The organism is uncultured Methylovirgula sp., assembly GCF_947646745.1.
Lineage (GTDB): Bacteria > Pseudomonadota > Alphaproteobacteria > Rhizobiales > Beijerinckiaceae > Methylovirgula.
Genome location: NZ_CANSHK010000029.1, coordinates 20819 through 43653 on the forward strand (window position 1 = coordinate 20819; position 22835 = coordinate 43653).

20 protein-coding genes are annotated in these 22835 nt (G+C 61.1%); 11 read left to right on the top strand and 9 right to left on the bottom strand.

Annotated features, from left to right (window positions below; all coding sequences use genetic code 11):
• Positions 1–59: 59 nt before the first annotated feature.
• Positions 60–860 (top strand): enoyl-ACP reductase FabI, encoded by an 801-nt coding sequence (gene fabI, locus Q0025_RS09920; protein WP_297298513.1) that lies wholly within the window; start codon positions 60–62, stop codon positions 858–860.
• A gap of 46 nt (positions 861–906) precedes the next feature.
• On the opposite strand, the gene Q0025_RS09925 is transcribed toward fabI, so the two are convergent.
• Positions 907–1119, bottom strand: a complete 213-nt coding sequence (locus Q0025_RS09925; RefSeq protein WP_297298515.1) for a TOBE domain-containing protein — start codon at positions 1117–1119, stop codon at positions 907–909.
• 2 nt (positions 1120–1121) lie between these two features.
• On the opposite strand from Q0025_RS09925, the gene Q0025_RS09930 reads away from it, so the two are divergent.
• On the top strand, positions 1122–1568 hold the full coding sequence (locus tag Q0025_RS09930) for a hypothetical protein (protein WP_297298517.1): 447 nt from the start codon (positions 1122–1124) through the stop codon (positions 1566–1568).
• A gap of 243 nt (positions 1569–1811) precedes the next feature.
• Positions 1812–2300: an acyl-CoA thioesterase gene (locus Q0025_RS09935; protein WP_297298519.1), complete on the top strand. Its 489-nt coding sequence runs from the start codon at positions 1812–1814 to the stop codon at positions 2298–2300.
• A gap of 32 nt (positions 2301–2332) precedes the next feature.
• Here the strand turns inward: Q0025_RS09935 and Q0025_RS09940 are convergent, their stop codons facing one another.
• Positions 2333–3523 (bottom strand): patatin-like phospholipase family protein, encoded by a 1191-nt coding sequence (locus Q0025_RS09940; RefSeq protein ID WP_297298522.1) that lies wholly within the window; start codon positions 3521–3523, stop codon positions 2333–2335.
• Between the two features lie 156 nt (positions 3524–3679).
• Between Q0025_RS09940 and Q0025_RS09945 the strand changes: the two genes are divergently transcribed.
• The 3 genes from Q0025_RS09945 (at position 3680) to Q0025_RS09955 (ending at position 6596) form a co-directional block, all read left to right on the top strand.
• The gene (locus Q0025_RS09945) at positions 3680–4426 is read left to right on the top strand and encodes an acetoacetate decarboxylase (RefSeq protein ID WP_297298527.1); all 747 of its coding nucleotides are present in this window, start codon (positions 3680–3682) and stop codon (positions 4424–4426) included.
• A gap of 137 nt (positions 4427–4563) precedes the next feature.
• Positions 4564–5622 carry a GDP-mannose 4,6-dehydratase gene (gene gmd, locus Q0025_RS09950; RefSeq protein WP_297298529.1) on the top strand — a complete coding sequence of 353 codons (1059 nt, stop codon included), beginning with the start codon at positions 4564–4566 and terminating at the stop codon, positions 5620–5622.
• Between the two features lie 32 nt (positions 5623–5654).
• Entirely contained in the window at positions 5655–6596 is a 942-nt protein-coding gene (locus Q0025_RS09955) for a GDP-L-fucose synthase (protein ID WP_297298531.1), read from the top strand.
• 18 nt (positions 6597–6614) lie between these two features.
• Here Q0025_RS09955 and Q0025_RS09960 read toward each other — a convergent pair whose 3' ends face one another.
• From Q0025_RS09960 to Q0025_RS09975, 4 genes are all read right to left on the bottom strand, one after another.
• Entirely contained in the window at positions 6615–9929 is a 3315-nt protein-coding gene (locus Q0025_RS09960) for an efflux RND transporter permease subunit (protein ID WP_297298534.1), read from the bottom strand.
• Positions 9926–13045: a multidrug efflux RND transporter permease subunit gene (locus Q0025_RS09965; RefSeq protein WP_297298536.1), complete on the bottom strand. Its 3120-nt coding sequence runs from the start codon at positions 13043–13045 to the stop codon at positions 9926–9928. Before Q0025_RS09965 ends, Q0025_RS09960 begins: the two co-directional genes overlap by 4 nt.
• A gap of 25 nt (positions 13046–13070) precedes the next feature.
• A complete protein-coding gene (locus tag Q0025_RS09970) occupies positions 13071–14528 on the bottom strand; it encodes an efflux RND transporter periplasmic adaptor subunit (RefSeq protein ID WP_297298538.1) in 1458 nt (485 codons plus the stop codon).
• A gap of 266 nt (positions 14529–14794) precedes the next feature.
• The gene (locus Q0025_RS09975; protein WP_297298540.1) at positions 14795–16285 is read right to left on the bottom strand and encodes an efflux transporter outer membrane subunit; all 1491 of its coding nucleotides are present in this window, start codon (positions 16283–16285) and stop codon (positions 14795–14797) included.
• 376 nt (positions 16286–16661) lie between these two features.
• Here Q0025_RS09975 and Q0025_RS09980 point away from each other — a divergent pair, with 376 nt between their 5' ends.
• Positions 16662–17174 carry a copper chaperone PCu(A)C gene (locus Q0025_RS09980; protein WP_297298542.1) on the top strand — a complete coding sequence of 171 codons (513 nt, stop codon included), beginning with the start codon at positions 16662–16664 and terminating at the stop codon, positions 17172–17174.
• 63 nt (positions 17175–17237) lie between these two features.
• On the opposite strand, the gene Q0025_RS09985 is transcribed toward Q0025_RS09980, so the two are convergent.
• Positions 17238–17525 (bottom strand): transcriptional regulator, encoded by a 288-nt coding sequence (locus Q0025_RS09985; protein WP_297298544.1) that lies wholly within the window; start codon positions 17523–17525, stop codon positions 17238–17240.
• A 511-nt stretch (positions 17526–18036) separates the two neighbouring features.
• Here Q0025_RS09985 and Q0025_RS09990 point away from each other — a divergent pair.
• The 4 genes from Q0025_RS09990 to Q0025_RS10005 all read left to right on the top strand — a co-directional run bounded on the left by Q0025_RS09990 (position 18037) and on the right by Q0025_RS10005 (position 21833).
• A complete protein-coding gene (locus tag Q0025_RS09990; RefSeq protein ID WP_297298546.1) occupies positions 18037–18474 on the top strand; it encodes a hypothetical protein in 438 nt (145 codons plus the stop codon).
• 534 nt (positions 18475–19008) lie between these two features.
• Positions 19009–20082, top strand: a complete 1074-nt coding sequence (locus Q0025_RS09995; RefSeq protein WP_297298548.1) for a TAXI family TRAP transporter solute-binding subunit — start codon at positions 19009–19011, stop codon at positions 20080–20082.
• 31 nt (positions 20083–20113) lie between these two features.
• On the top strand, positions 20114–21145 hold the full coding sequence (locus tag Q0025_RS10000) for a hypothetical protein (RefSeq protein ID WP_297298551.1): 1032 nt from the start codon (positions 20114–20116) through the stop codon (positions 21143–21145).
• Between the two features lie 244 nt (positions 21146–21389).
• Positions 21390–21833, top strand: coding sequence for a VOC family protein (locus tag Q0025_RS10005; protein WP_297298553.1), 444 nt, complete (start codon positions 21390–21392; stop codon positions 21831–21833).
• A gap of 38 nt (positions 21834–21871) precedes the next feature.
• Here the strand turns inward: Q0025_RS10005 and Q0025_RS10010 are convergent, their stop codons facing one another.
• Complete coding sequence (locus tag Q0025_RS10010) at positions 21872–22507, bottom strand: DNA-3-methyladenine glycosylase (protein ID WP_297298556.1); 636 nt, start codon at positions 22505–22507, stop codon at positions 21872–21874.
• A partial coding sequence (locus tag Q0025_RS10015; RefSeq protein ID WP_297298557.1) for a nuclear transport factor 2 family protein occupies positions 22486–22835 on the bottom strand: 350 nt, incomplete at its 5' end. The genes Q0025_RS10010 and Q0025_RS10015, both read right to left, overlap by 22 nt.

Genomic DNA, 22835 nt, shown 5'->3' on the forward strand with positions numbered 1-22835 from the left:
CCGAAGCGCTGGTTTGGCGCTTGGCCATTGACTGACTCTGGAAATGCGAGGGACTAGCCATGACCTTTTCATCCCAACGGACCCCGTCTGCACCGCTTGTCGATTTGCGTGGCAAGCATGGCCTCGTCATCGGCATCGCCAATGAACACAGCATTGCGGCGGGCTGCGCCGAAGCGTTCGCTCGCACCGGCGCGCGCCTCGCCGCGACCTACCTCAATGCCAAAGCCGAGCCCTTCGTCCGCGCGGTGACGGATCGACTCGGTTGCGATTTCATCCTGCCCTGCGATGTGCGCGAGGCCGGGCAGCTCGAAGCTGTATTCGACACCGTCAAGGCAAAATGGGGCCGGCTTGACTTTCTGCTTCATTCCATCGCCTTCGCGCCGGCCGAGGATTTGCACAGCCGGGTGACCGATTGTTCCATGGCAGGCTTCGATGTCGCGATGAACATCTCCTGCCATTCCTTTATCCGCATGGCGCACCTCGCTGAGCCGCTAATGCAGGATGGCGGGTGCCTGCTCGCGATCACCTTCTATGGATCGGAGCGGGTGGTCGAACATTATAATCTGATGGGGCCGGTCAAGGCGGCGCTTGAAAGCGCGATGCGCTATATCGCGGCGGAACTCGGCCCGAAAGGCATCCGCGCCCATGCGATTTCGCCGGGGCCTATTCGGACCCGTGCGGCGAGCGGCATCGATCGCTTCGACGAATTGCTCGAAGAGCAGGCAGCGCGTGCGCCGGAACATCATCTCGTCGAGATCAGCGACGTCGGCAATCTCGCGACTTTTCTGGTGAGTGATGCCGCCGAACGGATCACCGGAACGATCATTCCGGTCGATGGCGGCGCCCATCTCACAGGTTGAGTTCAGCCTCGAAAACCGTTGCCGACGCTCGAACGATAAGGCCGGCTCAGTCGCCGACGGCGATCATGACGTCGGAGGCCTTGATCAAAGCGTGGACCTTCTCGCCCCTCTTCAGGCCAAGCTCGGCAACGGCCTCGTTGGTGATGGAGGCCGTCAGGATGGTTCCACCGGCGATCTCAACGCGCACATGCGCAGTGGTCGCGCCTTCTTTGACCTCGACGACCGTGCCGGGAATGAAATTGCGTCCGGATATTTTCATCGATGGGGCTCCTTGCGCGCGGCAAACAAGAAAATACCGTTTCGCGCCGGCTTTGCGAAGCGCGCACACCGCTTACCCCTGGTTGCGAATTTGCAACAGGTATACTGCAAAACGCACGTTTCGGCTGCCGTGCGAGTCTTTGCGCGTTCTCTGTGCATCTGATTCGTGCCTATCCTCATCATGCGGTGTTTGGCACCACCAACGACAGGGGGTGGAGCATGATCGACCCGAAAGCGAACTTGACGGTTCTTCAAACGTTGCAGGAGGTTGTAACCTCCGCAGCGGATATGGCTGAAGCGCAGCGGCAGCGTCTTTCGCATGTTTTTGGCGCCTGGAAGGAACCGCATGATCTGCGTGTGCAGGTCGCGCTCGTGGCGCTCGAGGACCGGCGGATGGCCGCGCGCCGGAAGATTCTGGCCGAACTCGATCAGATGGATCGGCTGCATTGAGCTGAGGCGCAGGGCCCAAGCTCTTTGAGTGGTGAGCATCGGTTGCGATGCTTTGGGAAGACGTACGGCGGCGAGGGGCGCCGTGCGGGATTGCTGTGCAGACTACCTTGCTCTCGGCCGCCGCAATCGGCCGGGAGCTTTTTTATCGTGGCGCAGCACGACGCTTCGTCCGAAAGGCTGCTTGAGTTTTGGCACGCCGATGCTCTAGACCGCCCACAGTCTATTTCTTCGATGGCGAGACCGATGAGCGCGCAAGAAAAATCCCTTTTCATGACCTTTCTGATGACGCCGGACATGGCCAATTTCTCCGGCCATGTGCATGGCGGCGCCATTCTCAAAGTCCTCGACCAGGTGGCCTATGCCTGCGCGGCACGCTACTGCAAAAGCTATGTCGTCACCGCTTCGCTCGACCAAGTGATCTTCAGGGAACCGATGCAGGTCGGCGAACTTGCGACCTTCAAGGCGAATGTCAATTACGTCGGCAAATCGTCGATGGAGATCGGCATCAAGGTCATCGCCGAGAATCTGACGACCAAAGAATCGCGCCACGTCATCTCCTGCTATTTCACGATGGTGGCGAAAAACCCCGACGGACAGCTCGCTGAAGTGCCGCCGCTCAAGATCGAGACGGAACTCGACCGCCGGCTGTTCGAGGCGGGGAAGATGCGCCGGGAGATGCGCGCCGAGATCATCGAGCGCAACCGCAAGCTCCACGTGGGCATGCCGGATTGAAGCGGCGGGAGCCGGCGGGTCTGCCGATCTCCCTAGCGCTGCTCGGAGTCGCGCAGCCGATGCACGTCATGGACGACGACGCCGTTCTCGGGCATCTGCAGCCAGGCGTGATGCATCAGGGTGCGTTTGGTATCTTCGTAGCCGCTCTGCCAATGCTCACGCATCGACGTGCCGGAGAAGTCGTAATCCTTGGCATGGCCCTCATAGGCTTTCTGTTGATAAATCAAATGCAGGATCGTGATATCCGGCATGTCGGCGAGCTCGTCGCGCAGGCGCCGGTCGTCGTCATTCAGCAGATGATCCGGCATTTTGGCCAATGCTTCATAGGTATGGTTCTTCCACATGCGCAGACGCTGATACATGTCCGTATTATAGCGGGTGCGCGAGGAATACATGATGTCCTTGTGGCGGCCGAGGACGTCGGCCATGTCGCGCGGCAATAGGCCTTGCGCCGAGAAGAGATCGACCTGGAACACCAGCGTGTTGCGGAGATCGTCCTGATCGAGCAAATGCTGCAGCGGCGTATTTGAGACGATGCCGCCGTCCCAATAATAATCAGTGCCGATCTTGACCATCGGCAGCGCCGGCGGCAGCGCACCCGACGCCATAATGTGCTCGGGTCCAATGATTTCGTTGCGATTGTCGAAATAGATGAAATTACCGGACTGGACGTTCACGGCGCCGACAGCGAAGCGCGTGTTGCCGTCGTTGATCAGCGAAAAGTCGACATAGTCCCGCAAAGTGTCCGCAAGCGGCGCGGAATCATAAAAGCTCGTCGCGGCTTTCGCACCGGCGGCATTGAGCCAGGGATTGATCTCGTGCGGCTTGAAGAATCCCGGCTGGCCGAGCGTCATGGTCAGCATCGCGCTCGTCGCATTGCGGGCGCGGCGGTAGATGTCGCCGTCCGGCGTATAGGCCCAGACGTGCCGGTCGGTGATCTTGTGCCAGAAGGCGCGCAGCTTATCGAGCCGCTCTTCGCGCGGGTTGCCGGCGATGATCGCGGCATTGATGGCGCCGATCGAGACGCCCGTCACCCAATCCGGCTCGATATTGGCCTCATGCAACGCCTCGTAGACCCCGGCCTGATAGGCGCCAAGCGCGCCGCCGCCTTGAAAGATCAGAGCGATCTGGTCGCAACGATCGGGACGCCAGCCGCCGGCCTTGGCCGGCGCGGGGGCGAATTTTTCAGGTTTCGGTGTATGGAAAGGGGTCTTTGCGTCCACGGTCCGCCTCCCTGTTTGGGAGGCTAGGCAGGCGGGATTGCAGGAATGTGACGCGGCCGCGTCACACCATTTTCAAGGTCAATCGCCAGAAGCGGCGCAGTGCCCTACGCTGCGGCATCAGCTTTGTCGTCCCTTTCGAAGCATGAGGATTTGACTATGCGCGCCGAAGACATCCTGCAATTGCCGTCCATGCCGCTCGCCGGGCCGAGCTATCCGAAGGGGCCGTACCGCTTCATCAATCGTGAATATATGGTCATCACTTACGAGACCGATCCGGACGTCATCCGCCACCAATTGCCCGAACCGCTCGAGCCGCTCGACAAGCCGCTCGTCAGCTATGAGTGGATCAACATGCCGGATTCCTCCGGCTTCGGCAGCTACACCGAAAGCGGCCTCGTGATCCCCTGCAAATTTCAGGGCGAGGAGGTGAATTTCGTCAGCCAGATGTATCTCGATGATGATCCGCCGATCGCCGGCGGCCGCGAAATCTGGGGCTTTCCAAAGAAATACGCGCATCCCAAGCTCAAGATCATCAAGGACACGCTGACCGGCACGCTGCATTACGGCGAACAGCTCGTGGCCCTCGGCACAATGGGCTATAAGCACGAGTCGATGGCCGGCAACGGTGAGCGCACGACGGCGATCCTCACCAAGACGCAGGTCAATCTGAAGATCATTCCCGGCGTCGACGGCGGACACGGCATCTGCCAGCTCGTCGCCTATAATCTCAGCGATATTACGGTGAAAGGCTCATGGCTCGGCCCGGCGCGGCTGCATCTCGTGTCGCACGTCAATGCGCCGGTTGGCGATTTCCCGGTGCGCCACATTGTCGGCGCGCATCACTTCATCGCCGATCTGAGCCTGCCCTACGGCCGCGTCCTCCACGATTATCTGAAGCCATAAGTTAGCCCATTTCAACGGTTTATCTGCGCCGGTGGGATGCCGGCCGGCGCGCCCATGGCCAGAGCGGACATTTCGCGCTAGAGCAGCCGGCCGCATGATTCATGCCGGTCGCTCACTCGGATTTTCGCGGAAGCCTCATGTCAGATCCCAAAGTTGCTCTCATCACCGGCGTGACCGGGCAGGACGGCGCACTCCTCGCCGAACTCCTGCTCAACAAAGGCTATATCGTCCATGGCATCAAGCGCCGCGCGTCGCTGATCAATACCGAACGTGTCGATCATCTCTATCGCGATCCGCACGAGCCGGGTGTTCGTTTCTTCATGTCGTATGGCGACATGACCGATGCCACCAATCTGATCCGCATCGTCCAGGAGGTCCAGCCGGACGAAATTTATAATCTCGCCGCCCAGAGCCACGTGCAGGTAAGCTTTGAGACGCCGGAATATACCGCCAATTCCGACGCGCTCGGCACGCTGCGCCTGCTGGAAGCGATCCGCATCCTCAAGCTGACCGGCAAGACGCGCTTCTATCAGGCCTCGACATCGGAGCTTTACGGCAAAGTGCAGGCCGTGCCGCAGAACGAGCAGACGCCGTTCTATCCGCGCTCGCCCTATGGCGCTGCCAAGCTCTATGGCTATTGGATCACGATCAATTACCGCGAGGCCTACGGCATGCACGCCTCGAACGGTATTCTCTTCAACCACGAAGGGCCGACCCGGGCCGAGACCTTCGTCACCCGCAAGATCACCCGCGCCGTGGCGGCAATTGAGCTCGGCCTCCAGGACAAGCTCTACCTCGGCAATCTCGACGCCAAACGCGACTGGGGCCATGCGCGCGATTATGTCGAGGGCATGTGGCGGATCCTGCAGCAAACGCAGCCGGACGATTATGTGCTCTCGACGGGCGAGGCGCATTCGGTGCGCGAATTCGTCGAGTGCGCTTTCGGAGAGGTCGGCATCGAGATCGCCTGGCGCGGCAGCGGCGTCGAGGAGCAGGGGTTCGACCGCAAGACGGGCAGAGTCTTGGTCGAGATCGACCCGGAATATTTCCGCCCGACGGAGGTCGATTTTCTGCTTGGGGATTCCTCCAAGGCGCGGGCCAAACTCGGCTGGGTCCACAAGACGACCTTTCCTGAGCTGGTCAAGGAAATGGTCGCGAGCGACCGCGTTCAAATGAAGAAGCGCGGCCATATATAAGGCCTAACAGTCCACGGGGAGCGGGTTCACGCATGCAGCCATTACGCATCTTCGTTGCGGGCCATCGCGGCATGGTCGGCTCCGCCCTGGTGCGGCGGCTCGGATCCGAGAACGTCGATATTCTGACCGCCTCGCGTGCGCAGGTCGATCTGCGCGAGGCGGGCGCCGTTCGCGCTTTTCTGGAAAAGCAGAAGCCCGATGCGATCATCCTTGCCGCGGCCAAAGTCGGCGGCATATTGGCGAACGACACCTATCCGGCCGAGTTCCTGCGCGACAATCTCGTCATCGAAGCCAATGTCATCCATGAGGCGCACAGCGCCGGCGTCGACCGGCTTGTCTTCCTCGGATCGTCCTGCATCTATCCGAAATTCGCGCCGCAGCCGATCCGCGAGGACGCGCTGCTCACCGGGCCGCTCGAGCCGACGAACGAATGGTATGCGATCGCCAAGATCGCCGGCATCAAACTCTGCCAAGCCTATCGGCGGCAATATGGCCGCCATTATATCTCCGTCATGCCGTGTAATCTTTACGGACCGAACGACAATTTCGATCTTGCCAGCAGCCACGTGCTGCCGGCGCTGATCCGCAAATTTCATGAAGCCAAGATTGCGGGCCGGAGTGAGGTTGTCGTCTGGGGCACCGGCACGCCGCTGCGGGAATTCCTGCATGTCGACGACCTCGCCGACGGCACGGTCTTTCTGCTCAACAATTATGATGGCGCGGAGCCCATCAATTGCGGCGCGGGGAGCGATCTCTCGATCCGCGACCTCGCCGAAAAAATCAGCGGCATCGTCGGCTTCGAAGGCCGGCTCGTCTTCGATACGTCGAAGCCGGACGGGACTCCGCGCAAGCTCATCGATTCGAGCCGCATGGCCGCGCTCGGCTGGACGCCGCGTATCGGCCTCGATCAAGGCATCGCCGAGACCTACAAATGGTTTCTGGAGACGCAGGCCTTGCAGCTCGCTCCGAACTGAACGGTCATTCCGCCGGGCTTATTCCGCTGGACTTGGCGCGGCTTGCGGCGGCAGCGGACGTTGCGCCGGCCCCATGAAAAATTCCTGGACTTTGTCGAGCAGCAGATAGAGCACCGGCGTCGTATAGAGCGTCAGCACCTGGCTGACGATCAAGCCGCCGACGATCGAAATGCCGAGCGGCCGGCGGATTTCGCCGCCTTCGCCAAAGCTCAACGCCAAAGGCACGGCGCCGAGGATCGCCGCGGCCGTCGTCATCATAATCGGCCGGAAGCGCAAGACGCAGGCCTGGAAGATCGCGTCGCGCGCGCTCATGCCTTCCTCGCGTCGCGCGACGATGGCGAAATCGACCATCATGATCGCGTTCTTCTTGACAATGCCGATGAGCAGGATCACCCCGATCAGGGCGATAATGCTGAAATCCGTCTTGCACAAAAGCAGCGCGAGCAGCGCGCCGACGCCGGCCGATGGCAGAGTCGAGAGAATCGTGATCGGGTGAATGTAGCTCTCGTAGAGAATCCCCAGCACGATATAGACGGCAGCGAGCGCCGCCGCGATTAAAAGCGGTTCGTTGGAGAGCGAGGATTGAAACACCGCTGCCGTGCCCTGCGCGCTGCCGTGAATATCGGAAGGCAGGCCGATTTCGCGTACGGCATTTTCGATCTCCGCGGTCGCATCGCCAAGCGATCGGCCGGGCGCAATATTGAACGAGATCGTCGAAGCGACAAAAAGTCCAGAATGATTGACCGCGAGCGGCGTGTGTCCATGCGCGAAATGCGCGAAAGCGGCGAGCGGCACCATGGTCTCGACACTCGTGGCAACTGGCGCCCCGGCGGAGGTGCCGCCTTTCCCCGTTGCCGCGATGGCGTTAATGGAAGCGTTGCGGGCGGTGTTGATGGTCGTCGCTGCGGCGCTCGTGGCTGCCGTCGAAGCGGAACCGACGGGCGGCACGTTCGCCGCCGCGGTGCCGGCCGGGAGGTTGCTCGTCTGCGTGCCGCTCGGGTTGCCGCCGGATGTGCTGACGTAGATGCCCTTGAGCGATTCCGGATCCTGCCAATAGCGCGGCGCGACTTCCATCACGACATGATATTGGTTGACCGCGCTATAGATCGTCGAAACCTGCCGCTGGCCGAACGCATCATAAAGCGTATTGTCGATCTGGAAGGGCGTGATGCCCAAGCGCGAGGCGGTGTCGCGATCGATTTGAACGACGGTTTCGAGCCCGGCCTGTTGCAGGTCCGAGTTCACGTCGGTCAGCACATGGCTTTTTTGCAGAGCGGCGACGAGCTTCGGCGTCCATTCGTTCAGTTCCTCCGGGGTGTCGCCTTGCAACGTATATTGATACTCCGCATTGCTCTGCCGGCCGCCGACATGAATATCCTGAATGGATTGGAGAAAGAGCTGCGCCCCGGGGATCGCCGCGAGCTTGCGGCGCAGCCGTCCGATCACTTGATCGGCCGAGACCGTGCGTTGCGACAGCGGCTTTAAAGCGACAAAGACGGACCCCGTATTCGTACCCGATCGGCCGCCACCGCTGCCGCCGCCGGTGAAGCCGACCACGCTTTGGACGGCGGGGTCGGCCTGAACGATAGCCATTAATTGCGCCATCTTTTTTTGCATGGCCTGGAACGAGATGCTTTGATCGGCCTGGATCGCGCCGATCAGGCGCCCCGTGTCCTGCTCGGGGAAAAAGCCTTTCGGAATCACGCCGAAAAGAAAGACCGTCAGCGCAATCGCCGCGATCAGCGCGAGCATGACGGTTGCGGTATTGCGCAGGGCCCAGCCGAGCGTGCGCTCATAAAATCCGAGAAACAAAGTGAACGGATGCCAGCGCCGGCGCGATTCCTGCCGTGCAGCCGGCGCTTTCAGAATCAGCGAACAGAGCATTGGCGTCGTCGTGAGTGAGATGACGAGCGATACCAGAATGGCCATCGACAGGGTCAGTGCAAATTCGCGGAACAACCGGCCAAGCAGGCCGCCCATCAGCAGAATCGGGGTGAAGACGGCGATAAGCGAAATGCTGATCGAAAGGACCGTGAAGCCGACTTCGCTGGCGCCGCGCAATGCCGCCTGGAACCGCGGCACGCCCGCCTCGACATAGCGGGTGATATTCTCCAGCACGACGATCGCGTCGTCGACGACAAAGCCCGTCGCGATTGTCAACGCCATCAGCGACAGATTGTCGAGGCTGAACCCCATCAGATACATGGCGCCGAATGTACCGATGATCGAGACCGGGACGGCCACCGCCGGAATCACCGCCGCGCGGGGATTGCCAAGGAAGATGAAAACGATGAGGGTGACGAGAGCGACCGCGATGACGAGCGTGCGCTCGGTGTCGTGCAACGAGGCGCGGATGGTCAGGCTGCGGTCGGACGCGAAGATGAGCTTGATGTCGTGCGGCATCGCCGCTTCGAGTGCCGGCAGCTCCGCCTTCACCCGATCGACCGTATTGATGATGTTCGCGCCCGGCTGGCGGAAGAGGATCACGAGTACGGACGGCTGGCCGTTGGCGAGGCCTTCGTTGCGCAGGTCTTCGACCGAATCGACGACCTCGCCGAGGTCGGAGAGGTGGATGGCATTGCCGTTGCGATATCCGACGATCAGTGGCTGGTAATCCGCGGCTTTTGTCGCCTGATCGTTGGTGTAGATCTGATAATGGACGCCGTTGTCCTCAATTGCGCCCTTTGGGCTGTTGGCATTGGCAGAGGCCAGCGCGGCGCGGATGTCCTCGAGCCCAACGCCATAGTTGAACAAAGCGGTCGGGTTGAGTTCGACGCGCACCGCGGGCAGGGCGGCACCGCCGATCATCACCTGGCCGATGCCCTTGAGCTGAGAAAGCCTCTGCTGCAGGACGTTGCTGGCAGCGTCATAAAGCTGGCCGCGTGAAAGCGTGTTCGAGGTCAGCGCGAGGATCAGGATCGGCGCGTCGGCCGGGTTGATCTTGCGGTAGATCGGATTGGTACGCAGCGCCGCCGGCAGATCGGCACGCGCGGCGTTGATCGCCGCCTGTACGTCGCGGGCGGCGCCGTCGATGTCCCGGTTCAGGTTGAATTGCAGGGTGATCCGCGTCTGGCCGAGACCGCTTGCCGAAGACATTTCAGTCACGTCGGCGATTTGGCCGAGGTGGCGTTCCAGCGGCTCGGCGACGCTCGTTGCAACCGTGTTGGGGCTTGCGCCGGGGAGCTGTGCTTGCACGGCGATCGTCGGAAAATCGACCTGCGGCAGCGGCGAGACCGGTAATTTCGTAAAGCCCAAGGCGCCGGCGATGAAAATGCCGGCGGTAAGCAGTGTCGTGGCCACCGGCCGCCGGATGAAGGGCGACGAGAGGCTCATTCACCGGCCTCGCGCGGCGTCAGCCTGGCGCCGCCAGCGGCGGGTGAAAAGCGGCGCGCCAAACGATCGAAATAAAGATAGATCACCGGCGTCGAAAAGAGCGTCAGCACCTGGCTGAAGATGAGACCGCCGACGATGGCGACGCCGAGCGGCCGGCGTAATTCGGAGCCGGTACCGGTTCCGAGCATCAGCGGCAGAGCGCCCAGAATGGCGGCCATGGTCGTCATCAAGATTGGCCGGAAACGCAGAAGGCAAGCCTGGTAGATCGCCTCTTGCGGCGGCAGGCCTTGATCACGCTCCGCGTCGAGGGCGAAATCGACCATCATGATTGCATTCTTCTTGACGATGCCGATTAGCAGAATGATGCCGATGATCGCGATCACGTCGAGATCGTCACCAGCGATGATCAGCGACAGCAGTGCGCCGACACCGGCCGAGGGCAGGGTGGAGAGGATCGTGATCGGATGGATGAAGCTCTCGTAGAGGACGCCAAGGACGATATACATCGTCACGATGGCGGCGACGATGAGCATGACTTCATTGCCGAGCGAAGCGCCGAAGGCTGCCGCGCTGCCCTGCATGACGGTGACGAAACTCGGTGGCAGGCCGATATCCTTTTTCGCCTGCTCGATGGCTTCGACCGCCGCGCCGAGCGAGGCGCCCGGCGCCACGTCGTAGGAAATATCTGTCGCCGGAAATTGGCCGAAATGGGTGATTTGCAGCGGCCCTGGCCGCTCGCTGACATGGACAATGGCGGAAAGCGGCACCTGTCCGTTTGTCGAGGAGGTCGAGGACGGCAGATAGAAGGAATTGAGCGCGCTCAGCGCGTGCTGCAGGTCGGGCGACGTCTCCATGATGACGCGGTATTGGTTCGACTGCGTATAGATCGTCGAGACGATGCGCTGGCCGAAAGCGTCGTAGAGGATATTGTCAACGGTTGCCGGCGTGATGCCGAAGCGGCTGGCGGTCTGCCGATCGATGGTAATGTCGAGCGCGCGGCCCTGCTGGGCCATGTCGCTCGCTACATTCGTGATCTGCGGCAGGGTCGACAGCTTGGCGACGAGGCGCGGGATCCATGTCTGGAGCTGGCTGCCGTCGGCATTTTCGACAAGGAAATGATATTGCGCGCGGCTAACGGTGGAATCGATCGTCAGATCTTGCACGGGTTGCATGTAAATCTGAATGCCGGAGACGGCCCGGGCCTCGTGGCGCAGCCGCCGGATGATGTCGCTGACCGTTGCGGAGCGCTCGTCCCGCGGCTTCAGGTTGATGAGATAGCGGCCGCTGTTCAGCGTCATATTCGTGCCGTCGACACCGATGAACGAGCTGAGGCTGACCACATCTTGGTCCTTCAGCAACACGTCGGCGAGCGCCTGCTGCCTTTCCGCCATGGCCGCAAAGGAAATCGTCTGGTTCGCCTCGGTGATCGCCTGGATCATGCCGGTGTCCTGCACCGGGAAGAAGCCTTTCGGGATCGTGATGTAGAGAAGGACGGTCACGACCAGCGTGGCGATGGCGATCAGCAGCGTCAGCGGCTGGTGATCCAGGACGACGCGCAGCGCCCGCCCATATTGATTGATGATCCACTGGAAGCCGTGGTCCGCCGCGACCGCCCAACGGCTGCGCTCCGCTTCAGGCTGATGCTTTAGAAGCTTGGCGCAGAGCATCGGCACCAACGTCAGCGACACAAAGGCGGAGATGATGATCGTCGCGGTAAGCGTGATCGCAAACTCGTGGAACAGGCGGCCGACGACCTCGCCCATGAAGAGCAGCGGGATGAGCACCGCGATCAGCGAGACGGTCAACGAAATGATGGTGAAGCCGATCTGCGCCGAACCTTCGAGCGCGGCTTGCAGCGGCGCCTCGCCGCCTTCGACATAGCGGGCGATGTTCTCGATCATCACGATCGCGTCGTCGACGACAAAGCCGGTCGAGATCGTCAGCGCCATCAGCGACAGGTTATCGAGACTGAAGCCGAGAAGATACATCACGACCAGCGTGCCGACGAGCGACAGCGGAACGGACAGGCTCGGAATGATCGTCGCCGGCAGGTTGCGCAGGAAAACGAAGATGACGAGAACGACCAGCACGATCGCGAGCCCGAGCTCAAATTCGACATCGGCGACCGAGGCGCGGATCGTATTCGTCCGATCGCTGAGGATCGAGATGTTCAGCGCCGAAGGCAGGCTTGCCTCCACCTGCGGCAGAAGCTTCTTGATCCCGTCCACCACCTGAATGACGTTCGCGCCAGGCTGGCGCTGAATGTTGAGCAGGATCGCCGGCGTCTTGTTCGCCCAGGCGGCGATCTTGGTGTTTTCCGGGCCGCGGATTGTCGTTGCGATATCCGACATGCGGACTGGATTGCCGTTGCGATAGGCGACGACGACATTATCGAACTGATGCGTGTCGGTGATCTGATCGTTGGCGTCGATCGTCGAGGATTGCGCGGCGCCGTCAAAACTGCCCTTCGGCGCGTTGACGTTCATGTTGCCGATCGTCGTGCGTATGTCGTCGATGTTCAGACCGTAAGCGGCGAGCGCGCGCGGATTGAATTGCACGCGGATCGCCGGCCGGTTGCCGCCGCTGATACTGACAAGGCCGACGCCTGGCTCCTGCGAAATCTTCTGGGCAAGCCGGGTCTCGACGATGTCCTCGACCGATGTGAGGGGTAGCGTTTGTGACGTGATGGCGATGGTGAGGATCGGCGCATCGGCGGGGTTCACTTTCGCGTAGACCGGCGGCGTCGGCAGGTCGCTCGGCAAAAGATTAGAGCCGGCATTGATTGCAGCCTGGACTTCCTGCTCGGCGACATCGAGGCTGAGATCGAGGTCGAATTGCAAGGTGATGATCGAGGCGCCGGCCGAACTCGCCGAAGTCATCTGATTGAGGCCGGGCATTTCGCCGAGCTGGCGTTCGAGCGGTGCGGTGACCGAGGAGGTCATCACTTCCGGGCTTGCCCCGGGGTAGAAGGTTTGCACCTGGATCGTCGGATAATCGACTTCGGGCAACGCCGACAAAGGCAGGAAGTGATAGGCGAAAGCGCCGGCGAGCAGGATCGCCAGCATCAGCAAGGATGTGGCAACCGGCCGCAGAATGAATGTCTGCGACGGATTCATGCCCGCTCCGCTTTGCGATCAGAGATCACTGGGGATTCTGTTGCTGGTGATTGCGATGGTGATGGCCGGCCGCACCCGCCGGCGGCGTGCCTGCCTGACCTGGCGGCGCCATGTCGCTCGGTCCCGCCGCCGCGCCTTGTTGGGCCGGCGCCGTGCCGGGAATGACGATACGGGCGCCATCGCTCAGCCGGTCGGTGCCGTCGGTCACGACGCGATCGCCCGGCTTGAGGCCAGAGACGATCTGCACCATGCCGCTTTCGCTGGGGCCAAGCGTCACCTTATGCACGGAAACCGTATTGTTAGGATTGATGAGATAGACATAAGTGCCGGGGGCACCGCGCTGGATCGCCGGCACCGGCGCGGTGACGACATTCTGCAGCGTGCGTACGAGCACCTGCACGTTGACGAATTGGTTGGGGAAGAGCGACTCGTCGGCGTTCGGAAACTCGGCGCGGAACTTCACCATGCCCGTGGTCGTGTCGATCTGATTGTCGAGCACCGTCACGGTTCCGGTACCCAATTGATGCACGTTGGCGCGATCATAGACGGTGGCGCTCAGCGGCCCGATCTTCATCTGCGCCATGACGTCGGGGATCTGGTCCTCCGGCAGCGAGAAGATCACCGAGATCGGCTGCAATTGCGTCACGACGGCGAGGCCGTTGGTGTCCGAGGTTTGAACGTAATTGCCCGGATCGACGAGGCGGAGGCCGACACGCCCCGTCACCGGCGAGACGATATGGCAATAAGCGATATTGAGTTTTTGCTGCGCGATTAGGGACTGATCCGTCAATACGGATCCCTGATTCTGCTTGACGATATAGGCTTGGTCCTCGGCCTGCTGGCGGGCGATCGAATTCTGCGCGACGAGGGTCTGGTAGCGCACAAGATCGGTCTGCGCCTGTTCGAGCAGACCCTGATCATGTGCCAATTGGCCTTCGTATTGCTGGGCCAGCAATTGATACGGCCGGTCGTCGATCTGGGCGAGCAGATCGCCCTTTTTGACGTGCTGGCCCTCCTTGAAGGCGACTTCCATGAGCTGGCCGTTGATCTGCGTGCGCACCGTAATCGTTGCGAGCGGCGTCACCGTGCCGAGGCCGGCGTAAATGATTTTGATATTGCCGGTGCCGACGGTCGCCTCGCCGACCGATTGCGGCGGCCCGCCCAAATGGCCACGCCCTGCATGCTGCGTCGGGGCCGGCGCGAAGACGCGGTAGGTGTAATAGCCGACGCCGCCGATGACGATGAGGCCGATCAGGAAACCGAGAACCGAGCCGCGGCGGCGCTTGGCTTTTTGTGCTGGCTCGGTTTGACCAGGCGGCGCCGGCGCCACGGCAGGCTCGATCGGCGGAAGCTCATTTTTTCGCGCCGAGGGCTCGGGTTCGCCGGGCTTTGCCGCCGGCCTGGGAGCCGGCTCGGGTGGAAAGGCGTCGCCGGAACGGCGTCGACGCTCGTCGACCTTTTCGTCCATATGCTTTTCGTCCATTCCGTTTGTCCAAGCGATCGGCACCCCGCCCCGGCGCAGACCGCCACTGGAAAATCAGCTTGAAAACGCCTTAACCACTATCCATGAGCTCGCAAAACGGGGCCGCCCAAGTCTTGCCGGAGCGGCGTTTCGCGGAGGGGATGTCGCCCTCCCGCCGGCATGTTCGCAGGCGCACAATAAACTCTTCTTATATATCCAAATCCGCGCCGCCGCCGAAAAAGGCAAATTACTTCTTGGTGAGATTTTCGGCTTGTCCGCTCGTTTTTCTAGAGTGGCGGCGTGAACGTCGGCACTTTCGAGAGGCCCGAAAGGCTCGGCAATTGCGACGCATCCCAGCCACCGCCTAAGGCCTCAATCAAGGCGACGCTGGCGATGAACAGGTTCTGCCGGGTCGTCAGCAAGTTCTCCTCGGCCTGGAGCTGCGTCGCCTCGCCCGTGACGACCGTGGTGAAAGGAACAGTGCCGGCCTGGTACTGGTTCAGATCGATCTGTACGGCCTCCCGCGCCGCCTTCACCGTTTCGACCTGTTTGGCCGCTTCCCGGGTCCAAATCCGCAAGGCCGCAAGCTCGTTTTCGACCTGCTCGAAAGCGGTCAGAACCGTCTGCCGGTAGCTCGCGACATTTTGCGCATAGGTCGCCCGTGCCGCGGCGAGATTTGCGGCGAGGAGGCCGCCGTCGAAGATCGTTTGCGTCGCAGAGCCGGCGACCGACCAGGCTTCTGCCGCGGCCGTGATCGGCAAGGGCGTGAGGCCGAGGTAGCCGAAAGAACCGGTGAGGTTGATGGTGGGATAGAAATTGGCGACGGCGACGCCGATCAGCGCATTTTCCTGCTGCAATTGCCGCTCCGCCGCCGCAATGTCTGGGCGTCGCTCCAAGAGCAGCGATGGTACGGTCGAAGGGATATGCGGCGGATAGGGCGCAAGCTCGACCGGGGAAAGCGAAAGATCCGCCGGAGGCCGGCCGATCAAAATGGCGATTGAATGCTCGAACTGAGCTCGCGCGACGCCGACATCGATCGCTTGAGCCTCGGTCTGCAGGAGCTGCGTCTGCGCCGTGATGACATCGGCCTTCGAAACAGTGCCGGCCTTATATTGATTCTCGGTGATCTGCAGCGTCTTCTTGAACGCGACGACCGTGCGATCGAGCAGCGCTTTGAGCGAATCCTCCGCACGTAGATCGAAATAAGCCGTGGCGAGCGCGGCCTGCTCGGACAATTTCGCATTCTGCAGATCGGCGGCGCTGACCTGCGCCGCGGCCGCTTGGCTCTCGACCTGGCGGCGGATGCGGCCCCAAACATCGAGGTCCCAGGTTGCGTTGGCGACGGGATTGTACGTCGCGAGCGTCGTTGTGCGGCCAACGACGGAGCCGCTCGAGAAGGTGGCCACGCCTTGGTGCTGGTCGGTTGCCGTATAGCTCGTGGAGACGGTCGGAAAATAATTGGCCTGTGCCTGACGGATGACCGCGACGGCCGTGTGATAGGCCTCGAGCGCCTGTTTGACGCTTTGGTTGGAAATCTCGACCTGGCTCAGAAGCGACGCGAGCTTGGCGTCGTGATAGACCGCCCACCATTCGCCGCGATCAAGTGCATCGCTCGGATCGACGATCTTCCAGCCTTTGGCCTCCTTGAAATGCGGCGAGATCGGCGCGGCCGGCCGCACGTAGTCGGGGCCCATAGTGCAGCCGCCGAGGGCCGCCGCAGCGAGGCAGGCGATGGCCAAGCCGATGCAAGGCAAGCGATAGGGCGAGAGCCAGTCCAAAGGTTGAAACTCATTGACGCGACGAGGACGACGAAAGCGCTGTTCCGCCCAGGCCCGCGGCAGCCTTCCTCCTTCGCATTCATCGCGACAGACTGACAAGACGGGTTCCAGATTGGCACGGCGGTCAGAACCGCCGCGGCCAAACTAGCAGACGAATTCCGCTTATTTTTCAAATGCATGTGATTGTTCTGTTTTTGCAACGGCGCACAGGAGATATAGGGCGGTCCGATCAAGGCTGCGCGAGGCCGCGGAATGAGGCCGTCTCGAATCCACCTGGCCGCTTGACCGACCAAGGTCGCGCGTACAAAGGGGAGCGCCGGTTTCTGCGACCGCGTCAGTCGTCAGTCTGCTCAGCCAGTCTCAGAGGAAATTCGTCATGAAATATCGTCTCCTTTTCTGCGCTTCGGTTTTGATCGGCGCCACCGCGCCGCTTGCCGCTGACCCGCAGATGCCTGTGGTCGCCGGTACGCTGAAGATTGAAAACGCCTTCACCCGGCCTACGCTCGGCGGCGCGACGGTGGCGGTCGGCTATATGACGATCGTCAACACGGGCACGGTCGCGGACACGCTTCTGTCGGTCACCTCGGACGTTTCGGCGACCACTGAAATCCATGAATCGAAGATGGTGGGTGGCGTGATGGAGATGGATGAACTGCCGAAAGGGCTCGCGATCCCGGCCGGGGGTACGGTTGCCTTCAAGCCCGGCAGCTATCATCTGATGTTCGTTGGCTTGAAACAGGCGGTGAAACCCGGCGCCGCGATCCATGCAACGCTCGCCTTTGCCAAGGCCGGCAGAATAGCCGTTACTTTCCCCGCGGCCGACAGCTTCGGCGCCATGGCGCCGAGCGGCATGGATCCGAACAATATGAACGGCATGAAGATGCAATGATGCGGCTTATGCCGCGCCTCACGCCAGTTCGCGCCGTCGGCCTGCGCCAACGCGCTTTGGCTCTTAAGTCCGCGGGCGCTTGCGCACGAGATTAAGACGAAAGCCGAGCATGTCTGCGACTTTCGAGGCCGTCATCAGGCCCACCGGATTGATGTCGCTCAAGGCTGAGAGGAGGACCTGTCGCGGGAGTCCGATCCGGCGCGATAGGCTGTCAATGCCAGCGCCCCGCGCCATGATCCGCAGGGCATAAGTAATCTCGCCGGGGTCGCCATTGTCGCATTTTGCAAGGAGGTAGTCCTCGATTTTGTCGAGGTCGTCGAATTTGCGCTCCTTGCGTGCGACGAAATCCATGAGGAATTCCTATTCGTCGTGCAGGCGGCGGCGCCGTCTGGCGAGCCGCATTCACGGAAACAGCAACGTCTCAGCGGAGCACTCGATTCCTTGGGCGCGAAGCGCATCGAGAACTGGACGAAGATGGTTTTGCGGGATGCGACCACCGGTCCCGCCCTTCTCCTTCGGACGCGCCCAATTCGAAACGCGCGTCCTGTGACACCCGCAAATCCTTGCCACCGCCGTCGGGCCGCCGAGAGCAGAAATGACTGACTTTGCTGGTTCCATTCTTATTTGTGTAGCTATAATAGCTACATAAGTCAAGCGCGTTGTGATTTTAGCCACATACGTAGCGAAAAGCGCACGGTATGGTTCGCCCATGGATCAATGGGTGCGCAAGGCTCTACAACATTCCGGCATGAAGCAGGCTGAGCTCGCCCGGCGCATGACTGATTTGCTCGGCCGGTCGATCGATCGTGCGGCGGTCAATAAAATGACGATCCCCGGCGGCCGCCATCTCGCCGCCGACGAAATGATCGCGATCGGCAAGATCACGGATTTTCCCTTGCCTAATGCGCGCCCCGAGACGTCTCCCATGGCGATCCTTGTCGGTTACGTCGGATCCGGCGCCGAAATGACATTGTTCGCCGCGGCGCGCGACGATCTGGAGCGCGTCCAAATGACGGACGGTCAAACCGAAAATACCGTGGCAGTGGAGGTCAGGAGCAAATCGCTTGGCGACGTCTTTGATCGTTGGCTGATCTATTATGAACAGACCAAACTGCCGCCGACGCCCGATCTGCTTGATCAGCTTTGTGTCTGTGGGCTCGCCGACGGTCGCACCCTGATCAAGAAGCTAAAGCGCGGAAGCGTTGAAGCGCGCTACACGCTGTTGTCCAATTTCGAGCCGCCTATTTACGATGTCGCGCTTGAATGGGCGACGCGGGTCAAAATGATGCGACCGCGCTGAGCGCCCGGTGCTTACAGTCGAGATTGTATGATGATCACTTCTCAAGCGCCTGCCATGGAAGTGGGAGAGCCTCACGGCACCGCCACTGCTTGGATAGGCCCGCGCGCACGCTCGATCTGAATGCGTCAAAAGTCCTGTATCACCGCTGCGCTGACGGTTGTCGAAGCAACGCCGGCGAACATTGCCGAGCTTGCGTCATATGCGACGCGTTTTCTTTCGATAGAACCATCAGAGCGTGAACATCCTCGACGAGCACGCCGTTCGCGCGTGGTGATTGCATAGGCACAGCACAGTCTGCTCGCGTTGTATCAGCGATCAAACGACAAGCTCCAGTTAAGCATTACAAGAAGTCGCAAAGTCTTGGCGGCCGAGTCCCCAATTCGCCATAAATCCTTGCCCCAATGTTGGCACACTAAAAAGAGCGCGACCTTGTTGAACAGGGCGCATTGTTTGACTCTTTATAAAGAGGGAGCGGGTGTTGTGCGTGTTTTAGCGAAAATAACGTTTCTGCTATTCACTCTCGCCTGCACCCTCATGATCAGTGCCGCAAGCTATGCCGGATGGCGTGATCACGGTCCCTCTATTCACGACCGCATCAACGATGGAGTCGTTACCGTCCTTTCAGGCAATCGCGACGGCGATTCGCTCGGCATCGTTTATGATTTGTCAGAAGTTCTCGACGACGGCGACAATCTGCGTGTGCTCCCCGTCGTCGGCAGAGGCAGCGCGCAAAACGTCAAAGACGTGCTGGTGCTTTCCGGCATAGACATGGGCATTACCCATTCGAATCTTCTCAATCATTTCGCCAAGACTGGCGAGCTTGGCGATATCAAGAATCGCATCACTTATATTGCTAAGCTCTTCAACGAAGAGATGCATGTCATCGCCGGCAAGACTGTCAATTCGCTCAACGACCTTAACGGCCAATCGGTCAATTTCGGCGAGACCGGAAGCGGCACGCAGCTCACCTCCGAGCTCGTCTTTCAGGCGCTCGGAATCAAAGTCAAAGAAGTCAATATGGGCCAGGCGGACGCGATAAGGGCGATTGCGGACGGGCGCATCGCCGCCACGATATTAATCACCGGGAGGCCATCGGATTTCGTCAGAACTTTGAGCCGCAACGACGGTCTGAAGCTGATCCCGATCCCGTTCAGCGCGCCGCTCGTCAACGATTATTATCCGGCGACTCTCTCGCACGCCGACTATCCCAACCTGATCGGCGACAATGAGCATGTCGATACGGTCGCGAATTGCGCCGTTCTCATCGCCTTCAATTGGGCGAGGGGATCAAGCCGTTATTTGAAGGTCGCGAAATTCGTTGATGCTTTCTTCAATCATTTCGATGAGTTTCGAAGGCCGCCGCGAAAGCCAAAATGGATGGACGTCAATTTCGCTGCCACCTTGGAAGGTTGGCATCGCTTCCCGGCCGCGCAGGAATGGATCGATGCGGCAAACGCTCAACAGGCCGCGCATCGACAAGAGGCAATGCAGCAGGACTTCGACCATTTCGTTGAAAGCCGCGGCGACGCCGCCGGCGTAAAGACGAACGCCGAGCGCGAGGCGCTGTTTCGCGAATTTCTCAAATGGAAGGATGCACACGCCCAATAGCTAAGCTCGGGGGCGTCGGCCGGAGGCGTTCATGAACCGATACGAGTCAGTTCCGAAATTGGGCGCCGCGGACGTACGCCCTCGGAATCAGCATTTGGTGCGCCGCGCGCTCTGGATTTGCATCGGAACCGTCGCCTTGGCCAGCCTAGCAAGCACGGCACTGTATTTCTCGCAAGCCGGCGTGACGACGAAGGCGCAACTTCCGGCATGGGGGGTCATCGTCTCGCTTGGCAACAGCGGCCAAGTGAAAGCGAGCAGTCCGGGCAGGACCGCCGCCGCCCAAGCCAACGGCGTCATACCGGCCAAGATCGAACCATCGGCTCTTCCGGCCGCACCGCCGATCTCGCTCGTCCAGGCAGCAACCCTCGTCGACAAGGCGGATGTGGATCTGGAGCCGACGCCGGAGAAAGACCGGGTGGCGGATCGCCTGCCGACGCTCTCCATTGCTCCGGTCGTCGACGCAAAAGCGGATCATTCGACGCCGTTATCGCTTGCGGTCAATGCCGACGGGACGCTTCCGGATCATTGCCAGATCGTTATTCGCGGCCTTCCCGCGTCGACGCGCTTATCCGCCGGGCAGGCCGATCAAGCCGGCGATTGGCGCCTGGCGCCCACCGATCTCGGCGGCCTGACGATTACGCCGAACGGTGCGGCGGGTGTGCGCCATGAACTGACGATCGAACTCAGAGGATCCGACGGGCGCGTCGCGAACAGCGTCCACACTGTTTTGGAGATAACGGCTCCATCCGAGGCGGCGGACAACCAGGCCACGCCGCCGCGCCCGGCCGCGAGTGCGCAAGATATTCAGGCCTGGATGAGCCATGGCCGCACGCTGGAGCGGGTCGGCTATCTCGCCGGCGCCCGGCTCTTCTTCCGGCGCGTCGCCGAAGCGGGCGTAGCGGAGGGCGCCCGCGCGATGGCGGAAACGTATGATCCTGCGGAATTCGCCAAGCTCGGCGTGCACGGCATGACGCCGGACGCAGCTCTCGCGCAAAAATGGTATGGGCGTGCGAAAGCGCTCGAAATTCGGCCGGGCGCGGCAGAGGCCGCTCAATCGCCATGAAATGGCGCCCATTCGAAACCATCGAAGCCTGAGACGCCGGCAGAACGCGAGGTCACGATTTAACGAGACTGCGCGGTACGGTTGACATTCGCGTCCGATTTCTCGATATTCGCGCTGGACGTGCAAAATCCACGGCCCGGTTGGTAGTCCGGGCGGCCTATACGCTCGTTCAGGCCCACCGCCCGGCAGATTGGGTGACCCGGCCTCCAGCGCGTCCTTTCCGCCAACAGGAAAGGTGCGTCCAATGAAGCTCAATCACGTCAATCTCACCAGTTTCGACATTGCAGCCGACCAGGCGATGTTCGAGCGCTATTTCGGTTTGCGCTGCCTTGCTGTCCGCGGCAGGGGGCTGGCTGTGATGGAAGACGAACACGGCATGGTCCTCGTCCTCAACAACTTTCCACGCAAGCGCGGCGACTTCGCCTATCCCGTGGATTCCGATGTGATGCATATCGGTTTCATTCAGGAGACACGCGAAGCCGTCGATGCGATTCATGCTCGCCTTGCTGCTGACGGCTGGGGCGCGCCGGCGCCGCGCAATTACCATGGCGCCTGGACCTTTTACTTCAAGGCGAAGGGCGGCTATTTCATCGAGGTGTCGTCGCCGACGCTCATCGATCGAATCGGAACAGGCGATCAAGAGCCCGCGTCGCACGTGAGCGCCGCTTCGCGGGCGCGTACAGCATGATCATCGGGCGTCAGCCGGGCGAGCTGTGCCGCGATTGTTTATTGATTGAGCGACCTCAGACCGCTGACGTACGGACTGCCGCGAAGATAAAATCGCAGCAGGCGATCCGCATCGCGTGAAATGCCGATCCTCATGCTCTGTCCGATTTCGCCGACTTTTCGGTCGCCACGTGCGAGCCATAACGGCCCTCTGCGGCAAAGATCACACCCGTCGAGCTCTGCATCAATCCGCAGCGCTGCGGCGAGCCTTCCCGGTCCGCGCGCCAAATCGCGCAAGCGCTCGATACCGCGATTGATACGCATGATAGGGATGCCTTCGCGCGGCTCGAGCGCCCTGATCAAGACGCCCGCGCCGACCCCCGGCACCTCGCTTGAGACATTGAGCATAAAGGAGGTTCCGTAGGCGAGATAGACATAGGCGTGGCCGCGCTTGAGAAAGAGCGATCGATTGCGCTTCGTCATCCCGCGGAACGCATGCCCGGCGGCATCGCCGATGATATAGGCCTCGGTTTCAACAATGGTGCCGCTGACGATGCCTTCGGGCAGTTCCCGCACCAATATCGTGCCAATGAGATAGTGTGCGAGCGACGCGGTATCGAGCGGCAGCGCCCGGCGAGAGAGCGGCACGTGGAAACTCTTGCGGCGTTCGGGTTTCAGGAGATCCTCTCGACCCATTGCGCGCGCGACGGTCCCGGTTCGAACGGATCGGCGAAATATTGTGTCTCGCGGGCGACCTTGGCCTCGACGAACTCCATGATGCTCACGGTGTAAGAGGGAAGCCCGTCATAGGTCAGGACGAACTCGCTGACCCAGAGATTGCCCGAGCCGACGATCCGCTGAACGGTGAAGCGCTTTCGATTAGGTTGCGCAGTGCGGGACGCTTGAATCTTCCAGCGCCCGCGGATGCGCTCGCCCGATTGCGGATATTCGAGCACGGCGTCGTCGCGGTAGATCTGGTGCTCAGCTTCGAAATCGTTTGCATCGGACGCGGCCCAATGGCGAT